Consider the following 24,755-nt stretch of genomic DNA (forward strand, 5'->3'; position numbering starts at 1 on the left):
GCAGCGACAAGGGCGGTTCTCTGCGCAACCCGGCGGCCTTCTGCAACGTCGTCGGCCTGCGCCCCTCCCCCGGCCGCGTACCGATGCACCCGTGCGAGGCCGCGTGGGCGACGATGGCCGTGCACGGGCCGATGGGCCGCACCGTCGGCGATGTCGCGCTCCTGCTGTCCGCCATCGCAGGCCCCGACCCGCGCGACCCCATCGCCCTCGACCAGCTCGGCTCGACCTTCGCCGTCCCGCTCGACCGCGACCTGACCGGGCTGCGCGTCGCCTGGTCGCCCGACCTCGGCGGCTCCGTACCCGTGGACCGCGAAGTCCGCGACGCGCTGGCGCCGCAGGTCAAGGTCTTCGAGGACCTGGGCTGCGCGGTTTCCGAGGACTGCCCGGACTTCTCCGGCGCCGAAGAGGTGTTCCGCACGCTGCGGGCGTGGCAGTTCGAGCTGATGCTGGGCTCGGCGCTCGACGCGCAGCCGGAGCTGTTCAAGCCGTCGCTCGCCTGGAACATCGCGGAGGGCCGCCGCCTCACCGGACGGGACCTGGCCCGGGCGGAACGGGCGCACACCGCGCTGTTCCACCGGATGCGCGAGTTCTTCGAGCGGTACGACGCGCTGCTGCTGCCGGTCAGCCAGGTCGTCCCGTTCCCGGTGGAGGCCGAATACCCGGCGGAGGTCGACGGCGTCGCGCAGGAGTCCTACTTGGACTGGATGCGCTCGGCGTACTTCGTCTCCGCGGCCGGGAATCCGGCCCTGTCCGTGCCGGGCGGCTTCACGCCGGACGGATTGCCGGTCGGGCTGCAGATCGTCGGCCGGCACCGCGCGGACCTGGAGGTGCTGCAGATCGGCCACGCCTTCGAGCAGGCCACGCAGTTCTGGCGGACCCGGCCGACCTACCGCGGCTGACCCCGACCATTCGCCTGATTCGGCTTCTTCCTGTATTTTTGGGACATTTCGCATGCAGGGGTGACACACCGCACCCCCACCACGGTTGCCGGACCGCGATGGCTTCGGATTATCATTCCCGCGTCTCGCGTTCACCTCGACCAGGTGTCGCGACACGGCACGTTTGGCTACTTTGCGAGGTTCTATACGGCAGTCGTCGCACCTGTCTCGCAGATGCACGCCACCCGTAGCTCTGTCCACAAAGGACTATTCGATACCTCCGGCTCGTGCCCTGGGACATCTCAGCGCTGACCGCATCCGGCTCGACCGGCGTCGAGTCCAGCTCGGCGGTCGGCGCTGCGACACCCGACCAGCCATCTCCGCTCATCGCATCGGTCCGCTGCGGACCACCACACCACCGAGGAGGCCCTCGTTGCCGCGCAACATCAACCAGACCATCGAGCCGCAGCGGGAGCCGGTGTGAAGCGGCGGGGATGGATCACCCTGGGCATCACGCTGGTCGTGCTGCTGGTGGTGCTGATCGTGGCGGACCGCATGGCGAACCGCTTCGCCGAGCAGCAGGTGGCGCAGCAGCTGCGCACCCAGCTGCACAGCGAGCAGGAGCCCGAGGTGGACATCCGCGGGTTCCCGTTCTTGACGCAGGTCCTGGAAGGCGACTTCCCCGACATCGGCGTCCGCGCCGATTCCGTCGCCCTCGGCCCGCTCCAGCAATCGGGCTTGACCGCCGACCTGCACCACGTCCGGGTCCCGCTGGACGAGCTCGTCAGCGGTTCACCGCAGCACGTGACGGCGGACCAGGTCAACGGGCACGTCCGGATCCCCGCCGCCACCGTCGGCCAGATCGCCGGCATCGACGACCTGCAGCTCGAACCGGCGCCCGGTGGTGCCATCACGATCTCGGGGAACGTGGACGTGGCGGGGTTCCCGGCCCGGGCCGCCGTCACCGCGGCGGTCGCCGCCAGGGACGACAGCATCCGGATCGAACCGCAGGCGCTGGACCTGCGCCTCAGCCGACTGCCGAACCTCCCCATCGCCCTCGACGACCAGCGCTTGCTCTCGCGCTTCGCCGTGAGCCTCGATTCGCCGGAGCTGCCGATGGGCTTCCGCCCGACCGCGGTGTCCGCCGAGCACGGCGCGCTGCTGGTCGACGCCACCGCCGACCACGTCAACCTGGGAGGTCAGTGACCTCCGGTCGCGCGGTACTGCCTCCGCGGGACGCCGAACAATTCCGACGAAATTCGTGAAAGGTCCTATCGTGCAACTGGAAGCAGGAGCGGCGACCCCAGGTGTCGACATCGCCGCGCAGGCCGAGCCGGTGGTGGACTGGTTCTCGTCGCACCTGGGCGTCTTCGTCTCGGGTCTGATCAACATCGCCATCATCCTCGTGGTGGCGTTCGTGGCCCGCGCCGTCGTGGGGCGTCTGATCGCGCAGCTGGTGAAGCGGATCGTCACTTCGCAGCAGCGGATCAACAAGGCCAAGGCCAAGGCCAACCGGGTCGTGACCAAGCCGGCCGAGGGCAACGGCGAGGAACGCCAGGCGCAGCGCGCCTACACGATCGGAGCGGTGCTGGGCAGCATCGCCTCGTTCGTGATCTTCGGCGTCGCGTTCATGATGGTCCTGGGCGAGTTCGGGATCAACATCGCGCCGGTGCTGGCCAGTGCCGGTGTGGTCGGGCTCGCGATCGGTTTCGGCGCCCAGAGCCTGGTGCAGGACTTCCTGTCCGGGCTGTTCCTGATGGTCGAGGACCAGTTCGGCGTGGGCGACGTCGTCGACGTCGGCGATGCGGTGGGCACCGTCGAGGCGATGACCATGCGCACCACCAAGATCCGCGACCTCGACGGCAACCTCTGGCACGTGCGCAACGGCGAGATCATGCGCGTGTGCAACATGAACCAGGACTGGGCCAACGCGGTGATCGAGATCCCGCTGGACTACTCGGTCGACCTCCCCGAGACCAAGCGCGTGCTGGAGTCCAGCCTGGACGAGTTCGCCCAGGACCCCGAGTTCGCGTCGCAGATCCTGGAAAAGCCCGACGTCAACGGCGTCGTCGGCATCGGCAACGGCGCCGTGACGATGCGGATGATCATCAAGACCAAGCCCGGTTCGCAGTGGGCGATCGGTCGCGCGGTGCGCGGGCACGTCAAGAACCGGCTCGACCAGGAGGGCATCCAGGTGGCCTACCCCTTGCTGCCGCACGCCGGCAGCGGAGCTACGAAGCAGGGCTGACCGCAGCGGCGGGAGATCTGACCGGCGCATGCGGATCTCCTGGCCCTCGTCGTCGACAGGCCCCGGCACCTTCGAGAGCAGGTGCCGGGGCCTTCCGCTGCCCGAGGAGCTCCAACACGCGATCAGTGCCCCTGCCAGGTGGTCAGTGCTGCGCGGGTTGTCCGGTGAGGTGCTGGCGGTACGAGGTGGGCGATTCGCCGAACTCGGCTTTGAACAGGCGGCTGAAGTGCGCGGCGTCGGTCAGCCCCCACCGGTCGGCGATCCACGAGACCGGGCGGTCGGCGTAGAGCGGGTCGACCAGGTCGCGGCGGATGCGTTCCAGCCGGCGCGAGCGGATCCACGCGGAGACGGGCTCGCCCTCCCCGGAGAAGATCGTGTAGAGGTGCCTGGTCGAGATGTGGTTGGCACGCGCGATCGACGACGGGGTCAGCGCGGGATCGCCGAGGTGGTCGAGGATGTACTCGCGCACCTCGCGGGCGAGGCTGCGCGTCGGGTTGTTCACCGTGCCGTGCCTGCGGTACAGCTCCTGCGTCAACATCGTCACGAGCAGGTCCAGCGCCGATCCCACCAGCCGCGAGGCGCTGGCGCCGGCCAGCTGGTCCAGGTTCCGCCCGAGTTCGACGAAGAACGGGTTGATCACCTTCCCCAGGCCCGAATCGCTCGGGAACCGGACCGCGGTGACCCGGTCGACCTCGTCCCGCGGCAGGTCCACCAGCTCGTGGGGGAACATGACGACCATCGCGCGGTTGTTCGTCGCGAACGAGAGCTCGTAGGGGTGGTGGGTGTCGTAGATGGCCAGGTCACCGGGGCGCAGCTCCGCTCGCCGGCCGTCCTGCTCCAGCACGGCCGTCCCCTGCAGCTGCAGGCTCAGCTTGTAGTACCGGCGGTCGCCGGGCCCGATGAGTTCCGGTGTCCGGCGCACGACGTGCGGCGTCGCGGCGATGTGGAACAGCGTGACGTCCCCGACGACGGTCCGGTCCAAATGGCCCCGGAAGGCGACACCGCCTGCTTCCTCGATCTCCAGGGGCACGACCGCGCTCGTGATGGCCGAACGCCACAGGTCGAGACCCGCCGGGGACCGCATGGCGTCGGCCGCAGGAAGGGCTGTCATCCCACCTCCACCGTCGGAGGGCTCCGAAATACGGCGATCCTAACCGACCATCCCCCGCCGCGGGCCGATTGTCTTTTCCTGCACACCGTTTGACCGGTGGTGCCAGAATCGCGCTGAGCAGCCTCCTCGCCGACTAGCGTGAGCCGATCCCCGGACAGGAGGCCATGGAGATGAGCACTGGCAGCGCAGACCTCGTCGTGACGGGCGGTCCCGTCCACACCGGGATCCCGGGCGAGCGGGCGGAGGGATTCGCGGTCCGGAACGGGCGGATCGTCGCGGTCGGCACGGCCGGAGAGGTCGACGCCTGGTGCGGACCCGGAACGCGTCGTCTCGACCTCGCCGGACGGCTGGCCGTGCCCGGTCTCATCGACGGCCACATCCACCTCGGGATCGGCGGAACCCAGCTCGCGCTGGAGCTGCCGCTGCTGCCCACCGACGGTCCCGACGAGGTGCTGACCAAGGTCCGGGACTGGGCCGGGCGGCTCGAACCGGACGAATGGATCGTCGGCGGCATCCTCGGCAGCGGTACCTATGCCGCGCTGAACTCGCGGGAGATGTTGCGGCGGCTCGACGAGGCCTCGCTCGGGCACCCGGTGCTGCTGCGCGACGACACGATGCACAACCGCCAGGTCAACTCCGCCGCGCTGGCGGCCATGGGCGTGGACGACACCACCCCGGATCCGCCTGGCGGGACCTACGCGCGCGACGCCGACGGCAGGTTGACCGGTGCGCTCTGGGAGCTGACCAGCACGAGGGCTGAGGAGGCGGCCAAGTCCGCCCAGCGCGATCCGCACGGGCGGCTCATGACAGCCCTGCGGGCAGCTCTCGAGCGGACCCGGCGGATCGGGTACACCTCGCTGCAGGACGCCGCGACGATGGAGCACCACTTGGCCGCGCTGCAGGACCTGGAACGGTCCGGTGACCTCCCCGCGTGGATCGTCGCCTCGATGCCGGCCCGCGACTTCCTCGAGGCAGGCGCTGTGGGAGAAGAGCTGTTCGCGCAAGCCCCGCGGTACCGGAGCGAGCAGATCCGGCCGGACTTCGTGAAGTTCGTGATCGACGGCGTACCGACGACGCGCACCACCGCCCTGCTCCACCCCTACCGGTGCCACCACGACAGCGAGGATTCCGAATTCCGCGGGACGCCGTACTGGAGCCTCGACGAGCTCACCGCCGGGCTGCGGCGCTGCGCCGAGCTCGGCCTCGGCGCGAAGATCCACGCCACCGGCGACGCATCGGTCCGCTTGGCGCTCGACGCCGCCGCGATCGTGCGGAAGGATCCCGGTCCGCAACCGATCATCCAGATCGCCCACATGTCGTTCATCGCGCCGGAGGACCTGCCGCGCTTCGCCGAACTGGACGTGTACGCCGACGCGTGCCCGTTCCTGTGGCATCCCAGCCCGCTGTTCGACGCCGTGGCGCACCAGGTGCCCACCGAGACTATGGACCGGATCTGGCCGTTCAAGGACCTGCTGGCCACCGGCGCGGTGGTCGCAGGCGGATCCGACTGGCCGGTGGGGCTCCCGGAGCTGAACCCGTGGCTGGGGATCGAAACCATGGTGACCCGCGGCGCGCCGGAGGAACAGGGCGATCCGCGCCGCGTCAACCCCGAGCAGGCGATCACCCGGGAGCAGGCCGTCGCGGCGTTCACCTCCGCCTCGGCCAGAGCGCTGGGCATCGACGATCGCACGGGCGCGCTGCGGCCGGGGCTGTCCGCCGATTTCCTCGTGCTGGACCGGAACATCTTCGAGGTGCCGGCGACGGAGATCCACCGCACCGGCGTCGACGAGACGTACTTCCGGGGCGAGTGCGTCCACTCCCGCGGCTAGAACGCACGAACGGGCCCTCCCGGTGGAGGGCCCGTTCTGCGCGCGCGTCAGGAGCTGATGACCTGCGGCACCGCGACGGCCTTGAGCCCTTCCTGCCCGAACTCGAGGCCGTACCCGGATCCCTTCACACCGCCGAACGGGATCAGCGGGTGCACGTTGCCGTGCTTGTTGATCCAGATCGTGCCCGCGTGGATGCGAGCAGCGACCTCCTTCGCCCGCTCGGGATCCGCCGACCACACCGACGCGCCGAGACCGGTGTCGAGGGCGTTGGCCTGAGCGATGGCGTCATCGAGATCCGAGTACGGCAGGATCGGCAGCGCGGGTCCGAACTGCTCCTCGACCACCAGCGCGGCGTCCGGCGCGATGTCGGTGACGAGCGTGGTCGGGTAGAAGTTGCCCGGTGCGTCGCGATCCGGGTCACCGCCCACGACGATCCGGGCGCCCGACGCCTTCGCCTTCTCCACCAGGGTGTCCACGATCTGGAACTGCTCCTTCGTGGTCAGCGGACCGAGGAGGTTGCCCTCGTCGGTGCCGGGTCCCATCGGCGTGCGCTCGACGATCGCGCGCAGCGCGGCCACCACGTCGTCGTGGATGCTCTCGTGGACGTAGAGCCGCTTCAGCGCCGCGCAGGTCTGCCCGGTGTTGATCAGCGCTCCCCAGAACAGGCCTTCGGCGATGGCCTCGGGGTCCGCGTCGGGCAGGACGATTCCCGGGTCGTTGCCGCCGAGTTCGAGGGTGAGCCGGGGCAGGTTGCGCGCGCTGGCCTCCACGATCGCCTGCCCGGTGCGGGTCGACCCGGTGAACATGAGCTTGCCGAAGGCCGGGTGCGCCGTCATCGCCGCGCCCATCTCGCGATCCCCCGACAGCACCGTGAGGACCCCGTCCGGCAGCACCTGGTTCACGATGGCGGCGACGGCCAGCACCGACAGCGGCGTGTGCTCCGACGGCTTCATCACCACGGCGTTGCCCATCCGCAGCGCGGCCGCGAACTGCCACGAGGCGATCAGGGCCGGCCAGTTCCACGGGCCGATCGCACCGACCAGGCCGGTCGCGCGGTAGGTGAGCGTGGCGGCGCCGGACTCGTCGTCGAGGACCTGCTCGGTCTCCAGCGGCGTGTCCGCCGCAGCCCGCAGCCAGGCCGCCACACCGCCGGCCTCGAAGCGGCTGCCGGGGCCGTTGAGCGGTTTGCCCTGTTCCCGCGAGATCAGCTCGGCGAGCGCGGCAGCCGACTGGTCGACGGCATCGGCTGCGGCGTGCAGGAGCCGACTCCGCTCCTCGTGCCCCAGCGCTTCCCAGGCCGGTTGGGCGGCCTGGGCGGCGGCGATCGCCCGGTCGAGATCCTCGACCCCGTGCGCGGGCGCGTGCCCGATCACGGCGTCCGTCGCCGGGTCCGTGACCGGCCGACCGCCATCGGCGACGACCGCGGCGAGCAACCCCTCGTAGGTCTGCATGTCCATACCTCTCTGCCGAACTCCGATGTCGGCGATTCTCCCGGCGCTCGCGGCCGTCCTGCTTGTCTCAGCGTGCACACGACCTCGGAAACCGTGCACGATTCCGACGGTCGACCGGGCCGAGCAGCCGGAATCGGCCATCGCGCGCCGGAGCGTCCATTGTCGACGCTCCGGCGCTGGGGAGACGTCGGACGCAGCAGGTTCGAGGAGGCCGAACTCCTGGCTCGACCGCGGTAGGCGGTCACCGACAACAACCGCGCGCTGTGCGACAAGGACCAGCGCGCGGTTGGTCACCACACTGGGTCCACCCGCGACGGTGCGGGCAGGTGCTCCCCTAGGAGACTTCATGGCAGACAGTGCGACCACCACGTTGTCCGGCCGGCGCGATCGCAGCGGCCACATCTACCTCTTCGTCGGCGTCTTCTCCGCGGTCCTGTACTCGGTGCTGCTGATCGCGCCCGTGATCGCGGGCCCGCTCGTGACCAAGTACGGCATCGGTCCCAGCGAGACGGGTTTGCTGTTCTCGTGCGAACTCGGCGCGTTCAGCCTGGCGACCGTGCCGGCCTACTTCTGGCTCACGCGGTTCCGGCTGACAGCCTCGGTCACCGCGTGCACGCTGGTCGTGGTGGCCGGGCAGGTGGCTTCCGGGTTCGCGGCGGACTTCTGGCTGCTGCTCGTCGTGCGGATCGCCACTTCGCTGGCGGCCGGATCCATCACCGTGGTGCTGCTGTCGTTGAGCTCGCGGACCCGCAACCCCGGGCGGGCGTTCGGCATCTTCGTGGTCGCCCAGCTCGTCATGGGCGCCCTCATCCTCGCGGTGTTCCCCACCCTCTACGCCGATTCCGACGTCTCGGCCGTCTACTGGACCTTGGCCGGGCTCATGGTCCTGTGCCTGCCGTTCATCGGACTGCTGCGCGGGATCACTCTGTCCACACCGGACAGTCGTGCCCACCAGGAGCGCCGCTCCCCCGCTCGTTTCGCCGCCGGACTCGCCGCGCTCCTGCTGTTCTACCTGGCGCTGAGCGGCGTGTGGTCGTTCATGGGCCAGATCGCCACCACCGCCGGCACCGCCGCTGGACCGACGAGCATCGTGCTGTCCGCGGCAACGGTCGCGGGCATCGTCTCAGCGCTCCTCGCAACCGCGCTGGGCGAGAGCCCCCGTCGCGGGCTCTACCTCGTGCTGGGACTTTCCGGCATGGCGATCTCGGTGCTGCTGCTGCTCGGCGGCCCGGCCCTGGCGCAGTTCGCCATCGCGGCCGTGCTGTTCAAGTTCGGCTGGACGTTCGTGCTGCCGTACCTGCTGTCCAGCATCGCCGCGCTCGGCGGGGCCCACACGATGAACACCACGAACCTGATGATCGGCGGCGGGTTCGCCATCGGCCCGGTGCTGGGCGGTTTCCTGACCGAGCTCACGGGCGGGTTCTCGGCGATGCTCTGGTCCTCGGCGAGCTGCCTGGCCGTCGCCCTGTGCTTCGTCCTCGTCCTCACCGGGGGCCGGCTGGTGGAACGACCGCAAGCGCCGGCCCCGGTGAAGACGCCGATCAGCTGAAGGCCAGCGTGGGGACGTCGACGACGTGCGCGCCACCGTCCACGACGATCGTCGCCCCGTGCACGTAGGCGGCGTCGGGCCCCAGCAGGAAGGCCACGACGCCCGCGATCTCCGCAGCGTGCGCGGGGCGGCCCAGCGGCACGTCCCGGGTGACGGTGGCGTAGGCGGACTCGACGTCGGTCGCACCGCCTTCGGACACGAGCACCTGCATCTCCTCGTCGGCCATCGGGGTGCGCACCCAGCCCGGGCACACGGCGTTGGCCCGCACGCCGCGGCGGCCGTAGTCGCGCGCGACCGATCGCATCAGCCCGAGCAGCGCGTGCTTGCCAACGGTGTACCCGGCGGTTTCCGGTGCCGCGCGAATCCCCGCCAGCGACGAGACGAACACGACGCTGCCGCCGGACTCCTCCAGCAGCGCGAGCGATTCCCGCACGGTCACGAACGCGGTGGTGAGGTTCGCGTCGAGGCTGGAGCGCCACGTCTCGTCGCTGGTGTCGCCCACCGTGTCGTACCCGTGCCCACCCGCGTTCGCCACCACACCGTCGAGCGAGCCGTACCGCTCGCGGACTTCAGCGATGAGGTCCCGCATGGCCGCGCCCTCGGCGGCATCCGCGGGCATCGCGACGATGCGGGGGTGCGTCGCCGCGACCTCCTCCAGCGGTTCGCGGCGGCGGCCGGAGACGATCACGTCGGCGCCGTCGCCGGCGAGCCGGGTCGCGATGGCCGCACCGATGCCGGTGCCGCCGCCCGTGACGAGATAGGTGCTCACAGAGGTGTCCTCTCCTCTTCCGCCCGCAGCGCGACCTTGTCCAGGTCCTGCTCGAGCGAGTCCCAGATGTTCTTCTTGGCCACGCGGAACACGGCGGCCACCACGATCGCGAGCACCGCGGCGACCGGCAGCAGCCACGGCAACAACGCGATCACCGGGCTGTCGCTGCCCGCGAGCTGCGGGAAGTTGGCGAACGCCAACACCGTCACGGTCCACAACCCGATGCCACCGAGCAGCGGCAGCGCGAACGTCGTGCCCCACCGGGGATCCCGCGTCCGCCGGAAGTGCACGACGATGCCGGTCGCGGCGATCGCCTGCAGCGCGAGCAGCCCGAGCGTGCCGATCCCGGTGAACGAGGCGACGAGCGAGGTCACCGGATCGGCACCTGCCACGGCGTAGGCCATGGCGACCGCGCTCGCGAGCACGAGCTGAACGGTCGACGCGACGACGGGTGAACCGTTCTGCGGCCGGGTGCGTGCGAGCTGCTTCGGGAACACGCGGACCCGACCGAGCGCGTACAGGTAGCGAGCCGCGGAGTTGTGCAGCGCGAGCAGCGCGGCGAACAGGCTCACCACCAGCAGCAGCTGCATCACGCCGGTCAGCGCCGAGCCGAGGTAGTCCTCCGACACCGTGAATACCAGGTCGCCCGCGTCCAGGTGGTCGGCCGCGATCCCGCCCGCCTCCCGGACCCCGAGCGCCGAGACGATCGCCCACGTCGTCACCGCCGCGAAAGCACCGATGAACGCGATCGCCACGTACGTCGCGCGCGGGATCGTGCGCTTCGGATCGCGGGCCTCCTCGCTGAACAGCCCGGTCGCCTCGAATCCGACGAAGGCGTTCGCGGCGAACAGAAGCCCCAGGCCGAGCGAACCGGACAGGAACACCTCGGGCTGGAACACCTCGAACGAGAAGCCGGTGCGAACGAGGATGGCGAGGTCGAGCACGAGCAGGATCGCCACCTCGCAGACGAGGGCGACGCCGAGCACCTTCGCCGAGAAATCGATCCCGGCCCTGGTCAGCAGCCACACGCCGACCACAGAGACCAGGCTCCACACCCACCACGGCGCGTGCAGGCCGAGCACGCTGCCGACGACCTCGGAGGTGAAGAACCCGCTCGTGCCGACCGCACCGGCGACGAAGCAGTTGTAGCCGACGACCGCGACGAACGCCGCGATCAGCCCGGCGGTGCGGCCGAGCCCGCGCACCACGTAGGCGTAGAAGCCGCCTGCGTTGACCAGCTTCTTCGCCATCTGCGCGTATCCGACGGCGAAGAGCAGGAACACCGCGGTGGCGATCAGGAACATCACCGGGGTGCCGCCGCCGACGCCGACCGCGATGCAGATCCCGCCGATCACGATGATCCCGGTGAGCGGTGCCACCGCGGCCAGCACCAGGAAGACGACGCCGCTGACCCCGAGCTGTCCCCGGAGCTCGGTCTCCGGGGCGGACGCGGTGGTCACGCCTGCTCCGGCCCGGACGCCGCGGGGTGGGTGGTCCGGTTGAGGATTTCGGCCCGCGCCCCGACCGGGAAGTTCACCAGCGAGGTGGTGTCGAACCCGTCGTTGCCGAAGAGCTTGCCGTCGGTCCGCATGCCGTCGAGGTCGATGAGGATCAGCCCGAGGGTGGGCACGATCTTCTCCCGCCACACGAACAACGTCAGGCCGTCCCGGATGCCGATGTGGTGGCAGCGGTCGGTGTCCGCGAGCCCCTGCTCCACGCCCTGCAAGCAGTGCCAGGTGTAGCGGTCGGGCGTGAGGTAGATGTGCTCGTAGACCTCGTTCGGCGAATAGGTGTAGCGGTTGCGCAGGCCCACGAGCGCATCCGTCGGCGCGTGCCGGGCCGCCGACGAACCGCCGATCGCGCCGTGCACGATGCGCGCGCTGACACCGGTGGGGTCGTCGCCGCGCTGCACCCGCGTGTAGGCGGACTCGGCGCGCACCTCCAGGCCGGGCAGCTCGCCTTCGACGAGCGTCACCAGCCCGGCGTCGGTGTCGAGCACGAACGTCGTCGAGGTCTCGTCGACGACGCCGTCGACGAGGTAGACGCCGCTGCGGACCGACGTGACCCGCACTGGAACGTCGGTGCGGCCATCCCACGACGCGACGCCGTCACCGATCTCGAGGCTGCGCGGCCCGTCGAGGTCGAGCGCGAAGCGCGTCCCCGAGAGGTCGTCGGTCGGTTCGAGGATGTCGGCTTCCGGCGCAAAGCCTTCGCCGAGCGCGCCGACCGGAATGAAAGCCTCGCCCATTCTTCCTCCAGGTGGAGCGGTTCGTTTCGGCAAACCCTAGGAACCACCTCGGAGACCGCCTAGGACACGCGCGCAGACTCCTTGTCGAGGACGGCGTTCCGGCCGCCCGGGTGCGGCTGCTACCGGTCGGAGCCTGCGGGGTCGATGGCCTCGGCGAGCAGATCGCGGCCCTCCGCGGTCCCGTCCAGTTGCCGGTTGATCCGGCGGACGACCCGCCAGCCCTCCGCGGTGCGCGTGAACTCCCAGCGGTTGACGCCCGTGCGCCAGATCCGGTAGCCGTCCGAGTCCGGTTCGCGCAGCACGAGCTGCGAGTAGTTGGTGACGACCGCCGAGTCCCCGTTCAGCTCGATGTGCGGGATCCCGAGCAGGTGCGCGGCACCGGAGCCGATCAGGCCCTGGTGCATCTCGCCGGTCACCATGTCGCCGATCGCGGCCTGCCCGGCGAGCGCAGCGGGAAAGGTGTCGTACACACCGTCCGCCGTCCACATCGCCGCGGTCACCTCGGCGGAACCGCTGTCCACGGCCGGACCGTAAGCGGCGACGATCTGCAGCAGGGCCAACCGGTCCTCGACTTCGGCGACGCGATGTTCGAGAGCGGCGATCCGGTCGGCGGTGGCGCCGGTGCTCGCGTCGGTCATGCGCACTCCCCTGTCCGGAAACTCGTCAGGACGGTCCCCTCGCGCCTCACCCGGCTCGGGAGGGCACGAAGCACGGCAGCTCGGCCATCGCCCGCAGCTGATCGAGGTACTGCTCTAGCGATTCGTGCCGCAGCCGGGGCACAACGGTCGTCGCCCCGGCCTCGGTCAGGGCGGAAACTGCCTGCTCCGCCCCTTCCGGGTCGCCGACCGGGTCGAGGGCGTCGACGGTGTTGACGACCACGTCGAAATCGGGCCCTGGCGGCGGGTTCTGGTCGAGCCGCGCGCGGAGCAGCTCCGGTGCCATGGCCGCCGGAAGCCAGCCGTCGCCCAGCGCGGTTGCGCGCCGGGCCGCGCGCGCGGTGTTGCCGCCGACCCAGATCGGGACCCGCTCCTGGATCGCGTGCGGTTCCACCACCAGGTCTGAGAACTGGTAGAAGCGGCCCTCGTAGGACGGCAGGCGCCGGGACAGGGCGGCCCGCAGTCCGGCGATCGCGTCGTCCGCCCGGGGACCCCGGTCTTCGAACGGCGCCCCGAGCACCGCGAACTCCTCGGCGGTGCTGCCGACGCCGACCCCGAGGACGAGCCGCCCACCGCTGATCATGTCGAGGGTGCCGAAGCGCTTGGCGATCACCAGGGGGTGGTGGTAGCCGAGCACCAGGACGTTGGTGCACAACCGGATCCGCCGGGTCCGCGCGGCCAGGTAGGACAGCGTGGCGAGCGGGTCCCAGTACAGGGTGCCGCGGATGCCGCCCATCATCGCGGAGGGCGAGCCCTCCGGGACGGCGACGTGGTCGCTGCAGGTCAGGAAGTCGTAGCCGAGCTCGTCGGCGGCCTCGGCGATGCGCGCGACCTCGGCGATGCCCGCCTTCGCCTCCCAGGCCGGGCTGTGGTTCGGGATCTGCAGCACCACCGGCGTGTTGACACCCATTCGCACAGCCACGATGTCGACTCTCCCCGTTCCTCCGATGGATGCGACGGCTCAGCGTTGCAGCCGGGCCCGCCGAATGCGCGCAGGTTTCCCGCTCACCGGGAGTTGCCCGCGGTACCGCGCCGGTGCGTCGCAGACGATAGGCGCGGAAGAGCGCCCGCCCAAAGGGTTTCCGGTGATCACGGGACCGAGGTCTTCACCTTGACGCTCTCCCGGAGCGTGGCTAGCCTTCCCGCCAACAAGCAAGCGCTTGGGCACTTCGCGGACGAGCGGAACGTGCTGAACACCGGCCGGATCCGCGCGCCGCCCGGCGCATCCGGGCGGAGGTCGTCGCCACCGCGGCTGCCGGTCAACGCCGACGACGGCACAGGAGGAACGGCATGTCGAGCGATCACGCGGGTCCGTCGGCGGCGGAGCAGGTGCTGGCGATGTCGGAGATCCAGTCGCTCTTCGCCAAGCGCCTCCGCGCGATGGACACGAAGCAGTGGGACCACTACGCGCAGTGCCACACCGACGACGTGGTCAGCGAGTCGTACGCCGACGTTCCGGACGAGAACCGGCCGCAGGCGGACGGCCAGGCGAACAAGGTGGTCGGAGCCGTCGCGCTGACGAAGGCGATCTCCGGGCTCCTCGACGGCGACACGAAGGTCACCACGGTGCACCACGGCCACATGCCGGAGATCGAGCTCACCTCCCCGACCACGGCACGCGGGATCTGGGCGATGGAGGACGAGCTCTGGTGGCAGCACGGCGATGTCACCGAGCACATGCACGGCTACGGCCACTACCACGAGGAGTACCGGAAGGTGGAGGGCCGGTGGCTGATCAGCTACCGCAAGCTCACCCGCCTCCGCGTCACCAAGACTCCCGGGTTCTTCTCCTACCTCCGCAGCCGGCTGTAACGCGTCCAAATTGGACTAAAGGAGCGGACTCCTTGATCCGCCGGGGTTTCACCCCTCCCGGAGCGCGCGGTCGAGGACGGACACCGCGCGGTCCGCTTGGTCCGCGGTCAGCACCACCGGCGGTTTGATCTTCAGGACGTTGTCCGCAGGTCCGTCGGTGGACAGCAGCACGCCCTCCCGCTTGGCCGCTTCCACGACGCGCCGCGCCGTCGCGGCGTCCGGTTCCTTGCTCCGGCGGTCCGAGACCAGCTCGACGCCGAGGAACAGCCCGCGCCCGCGCACGTCGCCGATCACCTCGTGGCGCTCCGCCAAGGCCGTCAACCCGTCCTTGAAGCGCGCGCCGACGGTCGCCGCGTTCGCCATCAACCGCTCGTCCTCCACTGCGTCCAGCACCGCCAGGCCCACCGCGCAGGACACCGGATTGCCCGCGAACGTGTTGAAGTACTCCATGCCGGTCACGAACCGCCGCGCCACCTGCGGTGTCGTCACGACCGCGCCGATCGGGTGGCCGTTGCCGATCGGCTTGCCGAGGGTGACGACGTCCGGCACCACGCCGTGCGCTTCGAACGCCCACATGTGCGTGCCGACCCGGCCGAACCCGCACTGCACCTCGTCCGCGATGCACAGACCGCCCGCCTCCCGAACGGCCGCGTAGGCGGCTTCGAGGTAGCCGTCGGCGAGCTCCAGCTGCCCGGCGCACCCGGGAATCGACTCGTGGATGAACGCGGCCGGCGGCAGCTCCGCGCACTGCGCCGCGACCTCCGCCGCGTACCGCGGGCCGTCGCCGCCGAACTCGCCCCGGTACGGGTCGGGAACCGGGCAGATCCGCACCCGCTCCCCCGGCCCGGTGCCGCCGGCCCGGTTGAACTTGTACGGGCTGATCTCGATCAACGAGCTCAGGTTGCCGTGATAGGCCCAGTCCAGCACCAGCGCGTGCTCCCGCCCGGTGGCGGTGCGCGCCAGCCGCAGCGCCAGGTCGTTGGCCTCGCTGCCGGAGTTGGTCAGCAGCACCACGTTCAGCGGGTCCGGGAAGGTGGCCGCCAGCCGCCGGGCGTACTCGGTGATCCCGGCGTGCAGGTACCGGGTGTTGGTGTTGAGCACCGCCGCCTGCGCGGACAGCGCTTCGACCACCCGCGGGTGGCAGTGCCCCACGTGGCAGACGTTGTTGACCAGGTCCAGGTAGCGCCGCCCGTCCGCGTCGATCAGCTCGGCGCCTTCCCCGGCCACGATGTGCAGCGGCTCGGCGTAGCTCAGCGACAGCGCGGTGGACAGGTTCGTCCGGCGGCGGGCCGCGATGTCCGCCGCGGAGCGGACGGGATCGACCGCGGTGGGCTCCGGCGCGCGCAGGACCAGGTTCGGGTTCGGCGAGATGCTCTCCCACACGTCGACCTCGTCCGGGCGCACCGCGCCGGGCAGATCGGTCGAGAGACCGAGCAGGGTGGTGAACAGCTGCACGTGGATGTGGGGTGGCCAGCCGCCGTTCTCCGGCGCCGAACCGGTCCAGCCGATCCGCTCGCCCCGCCGGACGGCGTCGCCGGGCCGCAGCCCGGTCGTGCTCGCCTGGCTTAGATGCCCCACCAGCAGCCAGAACGGCGTCCCGTCCCCGCAGCGGTGTTCGAGCAGCAGCACGCCGCCGTAGTCGCATTCCGCCGGCCGGTAGTCCACTGCGGCGACCACTCCGTCGAGCGGCGCGAACACCGGCTCGTCGGCGGCGGTGAACACGTCGATCGCCATGTGCACGCTGCGTCGGCCGCCCTGCCCCGCGAACGCCTCGGAGCGGTACACGACGCGGTCCTCCCGGTACCGGCCGAGCGCGATGGCGCTGCCGGTGGCCCGGACCTGCGCGTCGATCGCGGCTGCCACCTGGTCCGCGCCGCGCTGCATCTGCAGTTCCGCCGGTCCCCGCGCCGTCCAGTCGATGCAGTGCACGTCAGCCGTGCGCAGATCGGTGCGCAGCATCGGTGCGGGATCGCAGGCGGCCGACCGCAACCAGGTCACGACCTTCCGCTCGGCCGCGACCGCGCGGTAGCCGCAGGCATCGCGGTATCGGGCGGCCAGCAGCGGCCGGGGCTCCGCGGCCAGGTCCGAGATCAGCGTGCGGATCGCGGGTTGGCTGATCGACAGGTAGGCGTTGTCCGGGTCGGCGGCGCGCTGTTCGGCGGCGTTGATGATGCTCGTCGCGAGCCGGGCGTCGACCAGCTCGGGCAGCAACCGGAGTTCGGCCTCGGTCAGCGGCGATTCCTGGTGGTAGCCGGAAACCACCTGGCACGCCGCGGAAACCGGGTCCGGCACCCCCAGCTGCGCGTACGCCACTGCGACCGCCAGCCCGCAGACCCGCGGGGCGCGCACGACATCGCCCAGGTCGATGATCCCGGCGATCGACCCGTCGTCCGCGACGATCACGTTGTTCTCGTTGGCATCGTTGTGGATCGCCTGCTGCGGGAGCTCCAGCAGCTCCGGCAGGAGTTCGCCGAGCCGCTGCAAAGCCGCGTCCGCGAACGGCCGATCGGCGGCGTCGACCAGCGGCAGGCTCGCCAGGAGTTCCTTCGCCTGCAACGGGTTCCACCGGTAGGCGCGGTCCAGCCCGGGATGCTCGAAGCCCGCCAGCGCCCGGTCCAGCCGCGCGACCGCCGCGCCCAAGGCCGCGAACCGCGCCGGTTCCGGCGGACCGGCTTGGGACCACTCGCGGCCGTCCACCCAGTCCAGCAGGTGCGCGGTCCGGGATTCCCCGTCCACCACGGCGGTGCCGGACGGCGTCGTCGTACCGGCGTCGGAAAGCCACGCCAGCAAAGCGTTCTGCAGCGCGAGATCAGATTCCGCGGTGTCCGCCGAGTAGACCTTCAGCAGGTAGCGCGGTCTGCCGCCGACGTCCAGCCGCGCGTTGGCGTGCCGCTCCCCGGGCAGCGGCGTGACTTCCGCGGCCACCCCGAACAGGTCCGCGGCAACTGCGGACAGCGTCTCGGCCGATGGGGTCCTCCGGCGAATCTCCATGCGCCGGAAGCTAAGTCCCGCCGGAACCGCTGTCGATGAAACGGCCGCGACTTCCCCGGAAAATGCAAGAATCCGGGACGTGGACGACGTAGATCGAAGAATCTTGCACGAACTCGGCCGAAATGCCCGAACCTCGCTGGAACGCCTTGCCGAGGTTTCCGGGCTCGCCCCATCCTCTGTCAAACGCCGCATGGCGCGGCTCGAAGCATCGGGTGTGATCCGCGGGTACACGGTTCAGCTCGACCAGCGGAGGCTCGGATTGGGGTTGCAAGCCCTGATCGGCGTCTTCGCCGCCGCCGGGGTCACCCGCGAGGCGCTGACCGCACTGCTCACCGAGCAGGAGGAGATCGTGCGGGCGTGGACCACGGCGGGCAGTGCCGACGCCCTGGCGCTGATCCACGCACGGGACTCCGACCACCTCGAACAGATCATCCTGCGGCTGCAGCGGACGAAGGCAGTCGTGCACACCAGGACCCAGATCCTGCTCACCGAACTGGTCAGCCGGGGCTGACCCCCGTCCCGCGCCCGAACCTGCAGGGAGGCACGGCATGGCAGCACCTTCACCGACCGCACCGGGCAGTCGCAGCACCACCGTCCGGATGGACACCGGGCTGCGCCGGGACATCGGGCGCCGGAGCCTGCTGTTCACCGGCATCGGATCGATCATCGGCTCGGGCTGGCTGTTCGGCGCGCTGACCGCGGCGCAGATCGCCGGTCCCGGCGCGATCTTCTCCTGGATCATCGGTGCGGTCATGGTGACGCTGATCGGCCTCACCTTCGCCGAGCTGTCCGTGATGTTCCCGGTCACCGGTGGGGTCATCCGGTTCCCGCAGTACGGGTTCGGCTCCTTCGCGGGCTTCTTCGCCGGCTGGGTGATGTGGGTGGCCTGCGCGGCGTCCGCGCCGAGCGAGGTCCTCGCGGTGATCCAGTACGCCAAGCCCTACCTGCCGTGGCTGATGACCTCCGAGGACGGCGTGCTGGTCGCGACCCCGCCCGGGCTGCTCGTCGCGATCGCGCTGATGGCGGTGTTCAGCGTCATCAACGTGCTCGGGGTGAAGGCCTTCGTGCGGTTCAACGACCTGCTGGTCTGGTGGAAGCTGCTGGTCATCGTGGTGGTGATCGGCACGTTCTTCGCGCTGTCGTTCAACCCGGACAACCTCGTCGCGCACGGCGGGTTGTTCCCCAACGGCACCGCCGCGGTGTTCACCGCGCTGCCCGCGGGCGGCATCGTGTTCGCCTACCTCGGGTTCCGGCAGGGCGTCGAATTCGCCGGTGAGTCCGCGAACCCGCAGCGCAACGTGCCGTTCGCGGTGATCGGCTCGATCGTGGTCACCGGCCTGATCTACGTGCTGCTGCAGGTCGCGTTCCTCACCGGGCTGCCCAGCGAACTGCTCGGCGCCGGGTGGTCCGAGGTCACCTTCACCGACGTCGCAGGCCCGCTGGCCGGGTTGGCGACCCTGCTCGGCGCGACCTGGCTGGCGATCACCCTCTACGCGGACGCGATCGTCTCCCCCGGCGACACCGGGCTGATCTACACCGCGGTGACCACCCGGATCGCCTACGCCAACGCCCAGAACGGCAACGCACCGCTGGCGCTGACCAAGCTCAACCGGCGCGGTGTGCCGTGGTTGGCCGCGGTGTTCACGTTCGTCTTCGGCTGCGTGTTCTTCCTGCCCTTCCCCGGCTGGCAGAAGATCATCGGCTTCATCACCTCGGCGACGGTGCTCACCTTCGCGTTCGGCCCGGTGGTCTACGGCGCGCTGCGGCGCACCCTGCCGGACCAGCCGCGACCGTTCCGGCTGCCCGGCGGTGACACCATCGCCTACCTGGGCTTCCTGTCGGCGAACCTGATCGTGTTCTGGACCGGGTGGCAGATCAACGAGAAGCTCTTCCTGGCGATCGCGCTCGGCTACGTCTTTTTGATCGGCTACCGGCGGTTCGCCCGCCGCGCACTGCCCGCGCTGGACCTGCGCGCCGGGTCGTGGTGCGTGCTGTGGATCGCGGGCATGGCGGTCATCAGCTACTTCGGCGAGTTCGGCCCCGACCCGGATTCCCTGCTGCCCGGCGGCAACGGCCCCATCGGCATGGTCTCCGGCACCGCGATCATGGCGGTGTTCAGCGCGGCCGTCTACGCCTACGCGATGATCACCCGCCCCAGCTTCGAGAGCACCGTCGCGAACATCGCAGGCGACGACTCCTGACCCGGGGAAACATGCGGTCGCCTAGCGTCGTTGGGCGGCCGCGTGGGTCTGCTCGACCGCGTTGAGCACGTCCGCCAGGTCCGGCAGGACCACGTCGGCGATCGACGGGTCGTCGGTCAAGCCCTGGCGGTTGATCCACACGCGCGGGATGGCGAGGGCGTGCGCCGGATCGATGTCGTGGAAGTAGCCCTCGGCGACGTGCACCCACTTGTCCCGCGTGGCGCCGAAGGACTCCTCGAACCGGGTGAAGTGGCTGGGGTTCGGCTTGTACGAGCCGACGTGCTCGGCGGTGACGACCGCGTCGATGTGCACGCCCAGCCGCCGCTGTGATTCGCCGATGAAGACGTTGTCGCAGTTCGTCAGCAGGGCCAGCCGCCAGCCCGCGGCGCGCAGATCGGCCAGTGCGCGGGGGACGTCCGGGAAGACTGGCCAGTAGGGGATCGTCGCGGAAAGCGCGGAGGCGTCGTCTTCGCGGAGTTCGAGACCGGCTTCCCGTGTCGCCCGGCGCAACGCCTCCTCCAGCACACCGCCGTAGCGCATCGCGGGAGTCTCCGCCTGCACCTTCCGCTCGTGCTTGTTGTAGAGCTCCAAGAGTTCCGGGCCGCGCCCCGGGAAGAGCAGCTCAGCAGTGGTCGCGATCCCGTGGCGCCAGTCCACCAAAGTGCCGAAGCAGTCGAACGTCGCCCAGCGCACGTCTCCCATGAACAGCCTCCTCGAAGAGCCAACGCGGAACTGGCGACATGCTGGTGCACTGTTATACAGATATGCAAGAGACCGTTCGGGGCGGCTTCTAGGATGAGAACCGTGCTGCAGACGATGACCACCAGGGACGCGCTCGTCGCGGAGGTCCGCAAGCAGATCCTCAGCGGTGAGCTCGCACCCGGAGAGCCCCTGACCGAGAACGGGCTCGCCGCCAAGTTCGGGGTGGCGCGGCCTACGGTGCGCTCGGCTCTGCAAGTCCTGCTCAGCCGCCACCTCGCGCAGCAGGCCGGAGGACGTTCCCTGGTCGTCCCCGCGTTCACCGAAGCCGATGTGCGCGATCTGTACTTCGTGCGCACCCCGCTCGAGCTGGAAGCCGTCCGCTGCATCGTCGAGAACGAGCTTTCCCTGGATGCGGCTGAACAGTCGCTGCGAGCGCTCGAAGCCCTGCCGCGAGACGCGAGCTGGGGAGACCGGGTCGAAGCGCACACCGCGTTCCACATCGCGTTGATCAACGCAGCCGGAAGCCCCCGGTTGAGCCGGATCTACCCTGCGATGCAAGAGGAAATGCAGCTCTGCCTGGCGCAGCTGCGCGCCTCCTACCCGGGGCCGCAAGACCTCGCCCGCGAACACCGCGCACTGCTCGAAGCGATCCGGTCGGGCGACCCCGACCACGCCCAGGCCGAGATGCGCGCGCACCTGGAACGCACCCTCCACGACCTGACGAGCGCGGACGCCGACTAGATCGGGCCTCTCACCGAATCATCTCCATTCGCCTCTCGCCGTCGTTCCGCAAGCGTTCGCGGACCACCACATCGCGCGTCGGACCCCGCTGGCGAGAGCCAGGGTCGATGCTCAGCACGAGGGGCTGCCAGCAGGCGCAATCCGCGCGGCCAGACCTCAACCGATACGTGCGGCCAGCAATGGACATCTCGTCCGACTGGAAGCCGTGGGCAGCGCTGTCGTCGTGGTTTGCACGGCTCGGTTCAGCTGGGGGATTCGGCGGCGATCGTCAGGGCTGCGGCCAGGCTCATCAGGCCGCGGGCCGTTCGGGGGTTGGCTCCGGTGAGCTTTGCGATGCGGGAGAGGCGGTTGTCGATCGTGTTCGGGTGGACGTGCAGCTGGCGTGCCGTCTGCCTGCGGTTGAAGTCCGCGGCGAAGTACTCCTTCAACGTCACCAGCAAGTCCGGTTCGCGACGCAGTTCGTCCACTATGGACAGAAAGTGCGGGACCGCTTCGCTGCTGTGGTGGAGCTGGTACTCGAAGAGCAGGTCGTCGAGCACGGCCACCTCGGCCGGGCTGCCCAGCTGCGCGAGGTGCCGGGCCTGGCCGGCAGCGGCCGGCACCTCGGCGCGGGAGCCGGCGTGGGCGAACCCCGCCATCACGTCGATGCCCGCCACGCGCTGCAGCCTGGGAATCGCGGCGCGAGCGGCCGCCAGGTCGGCGGCGGCGCGATCGGGCTCGGACGGGACGAGGAACAGGCCCCCGTCCGGGTCCAGGGCGACGAGGGTGTCGTCGGCCAGCGAACGGGTCAGCTCCTCGGTGATCCGGTGCACCTTGCGCCGTCCGGCGAGGCGGCGTCCGACCGCGTCGCCGACGGATTCGGACGGGTGCGGGGCGAATCGCAGGGCGAGGATCGCGTAGCTGTCCGCCAGCCTGAGGTCGACGCGGTCGGCGAACTCGGCCGTGGCCTGCCCGTCCACCAGTGCGCGCACGACGGCACGCATGTTCTCCCGCTCCTCGCTGTGCGCGGCCTGGGACTCCTCCTGGTGCGCTTGGAAGCCGGCGTGCATCACCGACTGCAAGCACCGCAGCAGCGCGTCGCCCGCGACCGCTGGCGGCGCGCCGCGGGAGAGGCGCGACAGCTCGTCCCAGATCGTCCGGGCACCCACCAGGTACGCGTCCATGAAATCCGCGATGGGCAGGCCCTCCGCCCCGCGCTCCCGTCCCCTGTTCGCGAACAGCAGCAGCTCGTCGTCGTGCAGCTCCCGCTCCTGCTTGACCACGCGGACGTAGAGCCGTGCGAACTCCCGCGTGGTGTGCGCCATGTGGCGGTACAGGTGCTCCGGAACGGTGCCCTGGTAGCGCGGCGAGGCGGCGGCGTACGCCTGGATCGCGCGGTCGGCGATCTCGGGGGCTCTGCGCTCGAGCTGATCCCACAGATCTTGTGACATGTCACAACACGCTAGCGGAAATCGTGGGGTAAGTGCGCTACCCGCACAGCAGCGGTTGGAGCACAGTCGAGCGGTACATGGCCCAGATCACAAGGAGCCCACGGTGCCCGATGCCGCGCGTTGCGAACCGCTGTTCCGGCCGAAGTCGATCGCCGTGGTGGGGGTGTCGGCCACGACGGCGCTGTCGTGGGGCCGCATCACCGTGCAGCGGCTGGTCCACGGCGGTTACGAGGGCGAGATCGTGGTGGTCGCCCGCGGCGAGCTGAGCCTGCCGGGAGTGCGGGTGGTGGGTTCGCTGGCCGAGGTCGGCTACGGCCCGGACCTGGTGGTGCTGGCGACACCGGCCGCTGCCGTGCCCGGTCTGCTGCGGGAGGCCCGCGAGATCGGTGCCGGAGCCGCCGTCGTGTACGCGTCCGGCTTCGCCGAGGAGGGCAACGACGACCTGCAGGAGGAACTGCGGAGCGCCGCCGGGGACATGCCGGTGCTGGGCCCGAACTGCCTCGGCGTGGTCAGCCGTCCGACCGCGGTGCAGGTGTCCACCACGGTGTTCCTGGACCGGCCGCGGCTGGACCCCGGTCCGATCGGGGTGGTGACGCAGAGCGGGGCGATGGGGTTCGTGCTGGCCGACCTGCTGGAACGAGCGGGGCTCGGCTACTCCTACTACGCCAGCGTCGGCAACGAGGCCTGCGTCTCGGCGTGCGAGTTGGGCGGTTACCTGCTGGCGCAGCACGACGTCGAGGTCCTGGTGCTGTACCTGGAAGGCGTGCGGGACGCCGCGGAGCTCCGGGCGTTGGGGCGCCAGGCCCGGGAACTCGGCAAATCGGTGGTCGCGCTGACCGTGGGCAGCAGTGCGGCCGGAAAGCGAGCCGCGCTCTCGCACACCGCGGCGGTCGCCGGTGATCACCTGCTGCTGGCCTCGCTGTGCCGCCAGGAGGGCATCGACCTGGTCACCGACGACGATCAGCTCGTCGACGCCGTGCTGTGCGCGCGCAAGAAGACCGCGCTGCCCCCGGCACCCCGGCTGGCGGTGCTGACGATGTCCGGCGGGGCTGGCGGAGTGCTCGCCGACAACCTCACCGCGATGGGCGCCCGCATCCCGCCGCTGTCGGCGGCCACCCGCCGGAAGCTCGCCGAAGTCGGCGGGGTGGAAGCCACCGACACCAATCCGGTGGACCTCGGCGGCAACATCATCCGCTGGCTGGACCGGGTCGAGGAGCTCCTCGGCTCCCTCGACGAGGACCCCGAGCTGGACGGCGTGGTGCTGTACCTGACCTTCGGCGACCGGTTCCGCGACGCGTACCACCGGCTGGTCGAGGCCGCGGCGGCGATGCGCACCCCGACCTGGTTCGTGTGGGCGTGCGCCCCGCCCGGGGAACTGGAGCAGCTCGGGCGTCCCGAGACCGTGCTGCCCAGCATCGGCGCACTGCTGCGGCGGATTCAGGTCCTGATACCGGACGCGGTCCCCGAGCCCGCCCCGCAGGACACGAGCACGCCCGCTGAACGTCCACTGTGGTCGGAACTGCGGTCCGCGCCGCTGCTGGCGGAGGCCGGGATCAGCCACGTGGACACCGTTTCCGCGTCGGATGCGACCGCACTGACCGATGCCGTGCGCCGATCCGGCTGGCACGGGCCGTACGTGGTGAAGGGCGACGCCGCCGACGTTCCGCACCGCGCCCGCGCGGGCCTGGTGCGGGTCGGGGTGACTCCTGCGGAGCTGCCCGCGGTGGCGGCCGTGATCGCCGACCAGCTGGCGGAGGTGTCCACCGACCCGGACCGCGCGCTGGTCGCCCAGCCGATGCTCGCGCACACCGCCGAGCTGGCGCTGGGCGCGACCCGGGATCCGGTGTACGGCACCGCGGTGCTGCTCGGCGCAGGTGGCGACCGGGCCGAGGACGCGACCGCGCCGCGGCGAGCCCTGCTGCTCCCGGCCACCGACGAGCAGGTCCAGGAGCTGGCCGACTGGGCCGGCGCGGTGCTCGGAGCCCCCGTTCCGGCCACTGCCCGGGCGATCGAGGCGCTGACCGGGTTGCTCACCGAGCACCCGGAGTTCGCCGAGATCGACATCAACCCGCTGTGCGTCACCGGCGACGAACTGGTCGCGGTCGATGCGCTGATCACCCACTCATGACAGGAGAGCAC

At 70.6% G+C, this 24,755-nt stretch carries 20 protein-coding genes; 10 read left to right on the forward strand and 10 right to left on the reverse strand.

Annotated elements, in window-relative coordinates:
* From ABTZ89_RS06385 to ABTZ89_RS06395, 3 genes are all read left to right on the forward strand, one after another.
* Positions 1-899: amidase (locus tag ABTZ89_RS06385; RefSeq protein WP_351040914.1), on the forward strand; the 899-nt coding region annotated here is incomplete at its 5' end.
* A 459-nt stretch (positions 900-1,358) separates the two neighbouring features.
* Positions 1,359-2,084: an LmeA family phospholipid-binding protein gene (locus tag ABTZ89_RS06390; protein WP_270946497.1), complete on the forward strand. Its 726-nt coding sequence runs from the start codon at positions 1,359-1,361 to the stop codon at positions 2,082-2,084.
* Between the two features lie 70 nt (positions 2,085-2,154).
* Entirely contained in the window at positions 2,155-3,126 is a 972-nt protein-coding gene (locus tag ABTZ89_RS06395) for a mechanosensitive ion channel family protein (RefSeq protein WP_270946498.1), read from the forward strand.
* Between the two features lie 142 nt (positions 3,127-3,268).
* On the opposite strand, the gene ABTZ89_RS06400 is transcribed toward ABTZ89_RS06395, so the two are convergent.
* Positions 3,269-4,237, reverse strand: a complete 969-nt coding sequence (locus ABTZ89_RS06400) for an AraC-like ligand-binding domain-containing protein (protein WP_270946499.1) — start codon at positions 4,235-4,237, stop codon at positions 3,269-3,271.
* A 170-nt stretch (positions 4,238-4,407) separates the two neighbouring features.
* Between ABTZ89_RS06400 and ABTZ89_RS06405 the strand changes: the two genes are divergently transcribed.
* Positions 4,408-6,066 (forward strand): amidohydrolase, encoded by a 1,659-nt coding sequence (locus ABTZ89_RS06405; RefSeq protein ID WP_351040917.1) that lies wholly within the window; start codon positions 4,408-4,410, stop codon positions 6,064-6,066.
* 47 nt (positions 6,067-6,113) lie between these two features.
* Here the strand turns inward: ABTZ89_RS06405 and ABTZ89_RS06410 are convergent, their stop codons facing one another.
* Positions 6,114-7,517: an aldehyde dehydrogenase family protein gene (locus ABTZ89_RS06410; protein WP_351040919.1), complete on the reverse strand. Its 1,404-nt coding sequence runs from the start codon at positions 7,515-7,517 to the stop codon at positions 6,114-6,116.
* A gap of 346 nt (positions 7,518-7,863) precedes the next feature.
* Between ABTZ89_RS06410 and ABTZ89_RS06415 the strand changes: the two genes are divergently transcribed.
* Entirely contained in the window at positions 7,864-9,066 is a 1,203-nt protein-coding gene (locus ABTZ89_RS06415) for an MFS transporter (protein ID WP_351040921.1), read from the forward strand.
* Here the strand turns inward: ABTZ89_RS06415 and ABTZ89_RS06420 are convergent.
* From ABTZ89_RS06420 to ABTZ89_RS06440, 5 genes are all read right to left on the reverse strand, one after another.
* Entirely contained in the window at positions 9,059-9,835 is a 777-nt protein-coding gene (locus ABTZ89_RS06420) for an SDR family NAD(P)-dependent oxidoreductase (protein ID WP_351040923.1), read from the reverse strand. The two genes, ABTZ89_RS06415 and ABTZ89_RS06420, sit on opposite strands and share 8 nt — an antisense overlap.
* Complete coding sequence (locus tag ABTZ89_RS06425; RefSeq protein ID WP_351040926.1) at positions 9,832-11,295, reverse strand: APC family permease; 1,464 nt, start codon at positions 11,293-11,295, stop codon at positions 9,832-9,834. Before ABTZ89_RS06425 ends, ABTZ89_RS06420 begins: the two co-directional genes overlap by 4 nt.
* Positions 11,292-12,083 (reverse strand): MoaF C-terminal domain-containing protein, encoded by a 792-nt coding sequence (locus ABTZ89_RS06430; protein ID WP_351040929.1) that lies wholly within the window; start codon positions 12,081-12,083, stop codon positions 11,292-11,294. Before ABTZ89_RS06430 ends, ABTZ89_RS06425 begins: the two co-directional genes overlap by 4 nt.
* A 119-nt stretch (positions 12,084-12,202) precedes the next feature.
* Positions 12,203-12,721, reverse strand: a complete 519-nt coding sequence (locus ABTZ89_RS06435) for a nuclear transport factor 2 family protein (RefSeq protein ID WP_351040932.1) — start codon at positions 12,719-12,721, stop codon at positions 12,203-12,205.
* Between the two features lie 46 nt (positions 12,722-12,767).
* On the reverse strand, positions 12,768-13,661 hold the full coding sequence (locus tag ABTZ89_RS06440) for a TIGR03619 family F420-dependent LLM class oxidoreductase (protein WP_351040935.1): 894 nt from the start codon (positions 13,659-13,661) through the stop codon (positions 12,768-12,770).
* Between the two features lie 368 nt (positions 13,662-14,029).
* Here ABTZ89_RS06440 and ABTZ89_RS06445 point away from each other — a divergent pair, with 368 nt between their 5' ends.
* Positions 14,030-14,551: a nuclear transport factor 2 family protein gene (locus ABTZ89_RS06445; protein WP_351040938.1), complete on the forward strand. Its 522-nt coding sequence runs from the start codon at positions 14,030-14,032 to the stop codon at positions 14,549-14,551.
* A gap of 48 nt (positions 14,552-14,599) precedes the next feature.
* Here ABTZ89_RS06445 and ABTZ89_RS06450 read toward each other — a convergent pair whose 3' ends face one another.
* Positions 14,600-17,542, reverse strand: coding sequence for an aminotransferase class III-fold pyridoxal phosphate-dependent enzyme (locus ABTZ89_RS06450; protein ID WP_351040941.1), 2,943 nt, complete (start codon positions 17,540-17,542; stop codon positions 14,600-14,602).
* On the opposite strand from ABTZ89_RS06450, the gene ABTZ89_RS06455 reads away from it, so the two are divergent.
* Both ABTZ89_RS06455 and ABTZ89_RS06460 read left to right on the forward strand, forming a co-directional pair.
* A complete protein-coding gene (locus tag ABTZ89_RS06455) occupies positions 17,541-18,053 on the forward strand; it encodes an Lrp/AsnC family transcriptional regulator (protein WP_351040944.1) in 513 nt (170 codons plus the stop codon). The genes ABTZ89_RS06450 and ABTZ89_RS06455 overlap by 2 nt on opposite strands.
* Before the next feature lie 37 nt (positions 18,054-18,090).
* Entirely contained in the window at positions 18,091-19,743 is a 1,653-nt protein-coding gene (locus ABTZ89_RS06460; protein ID WP_351040947.1) for an APC family permease, read from the forward strand.
* A gap of 21 nt (positions 19,744-19,764) precedes the next feature.
* On the opposite strand, the gene ABTZ89_RS06465 is transcribed toward ABTZ89_RS06460, so the two are convergent.
* Positions 19,765-20,445: an HAD family hydrolase gene (locus tag ABTZ89_RS06465; protein ID WP_351040950.1), complete on the reverse strand. Its 681-nt coding sequence runs from the start codon at positions 20,443-20,445 to the stop codon at positions 19,765-19,767.
* A gap of 93 nt (positions 20,446-20,538) precedes the next feature.
* On the opposite strand from ABTZ89_RS06465, the gene ABTZ89_RS06470 reads away from it, so the two are divergent.
* Positions 20,539-21,186 (forward strand): GntR family transcriptional regulator, encoded by a 648-nt coding sequence (locus tag ABTZ89_RS06470; RefSeq protein WP_351040953.1) that lies wholly within the window; start codon positions 20,539-20,541, stop codon positions 21,184-21,186.
* 242 nt (positions 21,187-21,428) lie between these two features.
* Here ABTZ89_RS06470 and ABTZ89_RS06475 read toward each other — a convergent pair whose 3' ends face one another.
* Positions 21,429-22,616, reverse strand: coding sequence for a PucR family transcriptional regulator (locus tag ABTZ89_RS06475; protein ID WP_351040956.1), 1,188 nt, complete (start codon positions 22,614-22,616; stop codon positions 21,429-21,431).
* A gap of 103 nt (positions 22,617-22,719) precedes the next feature.
* Between ABTZ89_RS06475 and ABTZ89_RS06480 the strand changes: the two genes are divergently transcribed.
* The gene (locus ABTZ89_RS06480; RefSeq protein WP_351040959.1) at positions 22,720-24,744 is read left to right on the forward strand and encodes an acetate--CoA ligase family protein; all 2,025 of its coding nucleotides are present in this window, start codon (positions 22,720-22,722) and stop codon (positions 24,742-24,744) included.
* Positions 24,745-24,755 lie beyond the last annotated feature (11 nt).

Origin of the sequence: Saccharopolyspora sp. NPDC002686, assembly GCF_040295745.1 — a bacterium.
Classification (GTDB): domain Bacteria; phylum Actinomycetota; class Actinomycetes; order Mycobacteriales; family Pseudonocardiaceae; genus Saccharopolyspora; species Saccharopolyspora oryzae.

Excerpts from the sequence above, each read along its gene's own strand:
- ABTZ89_RS06400 (WP_270946499.1), bottom strand. The coding sequence starts at position 4,237 with ATGACAGCCCTTCCTGCGGCCGACGCCATGCGGTCCCCGGCGGGTCTC.
- ABTZ89_RS06405 (WP_351040917.1), top strand. The coding sequence starts at position 4,408 with ATGAGCACTGGCAGCGCAGACCTCGTCGTGACGGGCGGTCCCGTCCAC.
- ABTZ89_RS06410 (WP_351040919.1), bottom strand. The coding sequence starts at position 7,517 with ATGCAGACCTACGAGGGGTTGCTCGCCGCGGTCGTCGCCGATGGCGGT.
- ABTZ89_RS06415 (WP_351040921.1), top strand. The coding sequence starts at position 7,864 with ATGGCAGACAGTGCGACCACCACGTTGTCCGGCCGGCGCGATCGCAGC.
- ABTZ89_RS06430 (WP_351040929.1), bottom strand. The coding sequence starts at position 12,083 with ATGGGCGAGGCTTTCATTCCGGTCGGCGCGCTCGGCGAAGGCTTTGCG.
- ABTZ89_RS06435 (WP_351040932.1), bottom strand. The coding sequence starts at position 12,721 with ATGACCGACGCGAGCACCGGCGCCACCGCCGACCGGATCGCCGCTCTC.
- ABTZ89_RS06445 (WP_351040938.1), top strand. The coding sequence starts at position 14,030 with ATGTCGAGCGATCACGCGGGTCCGTCGGCGGCGGAGCAGGTGCTGGCG.
- ABTZ89_RS06455 (WP_351040944.1), top strand. The coding sequence starts at position 17,541 with ATGCGCCGGAAGCTAAGTCCCGCCGGAACCGCTGTCGATGAAACGGCC.
- ABTZ89_RS06450 (WP_351040941.1), bottom strand. The coding sequence starts at position 17,542 with ATGGAGATTCGCCGGAGGACCCCATCGGCCGAGACGCTGTCCGCAGTT.
- ABTZ89_RS06460 (WP_351040947.1), top strand. The coding sequence starts at position 18,091 with ATGGCAGCACCTTCACCGACCGCACCGGGCAGTCGCAGCACCACCGTC.
- ABTZ89_RS06465 (WP_351040950.1), bottom strand. The coding sequence starts at position 20,445 with ATGGGAGACGTGCGCTGGGCGACGTTCGACTGCTTCGGCACTTTGGTG.
- ABTZ89_RS06470 (WP_351040953.1), top strand. The coding sequence starts at position 20,539 with ATGAGAACCGTGCTGCAGACGATGACCACCAGGGACGCGCTCGTCGCG.
- ABTZ89_RS06475 (WP_351040956.1), bottom strand. The coding sequence starts at position 22,616 with ATGTCACAAGATCTGTGGGATCAGCTCGAGCGCAGAGCCCCCGAGATC.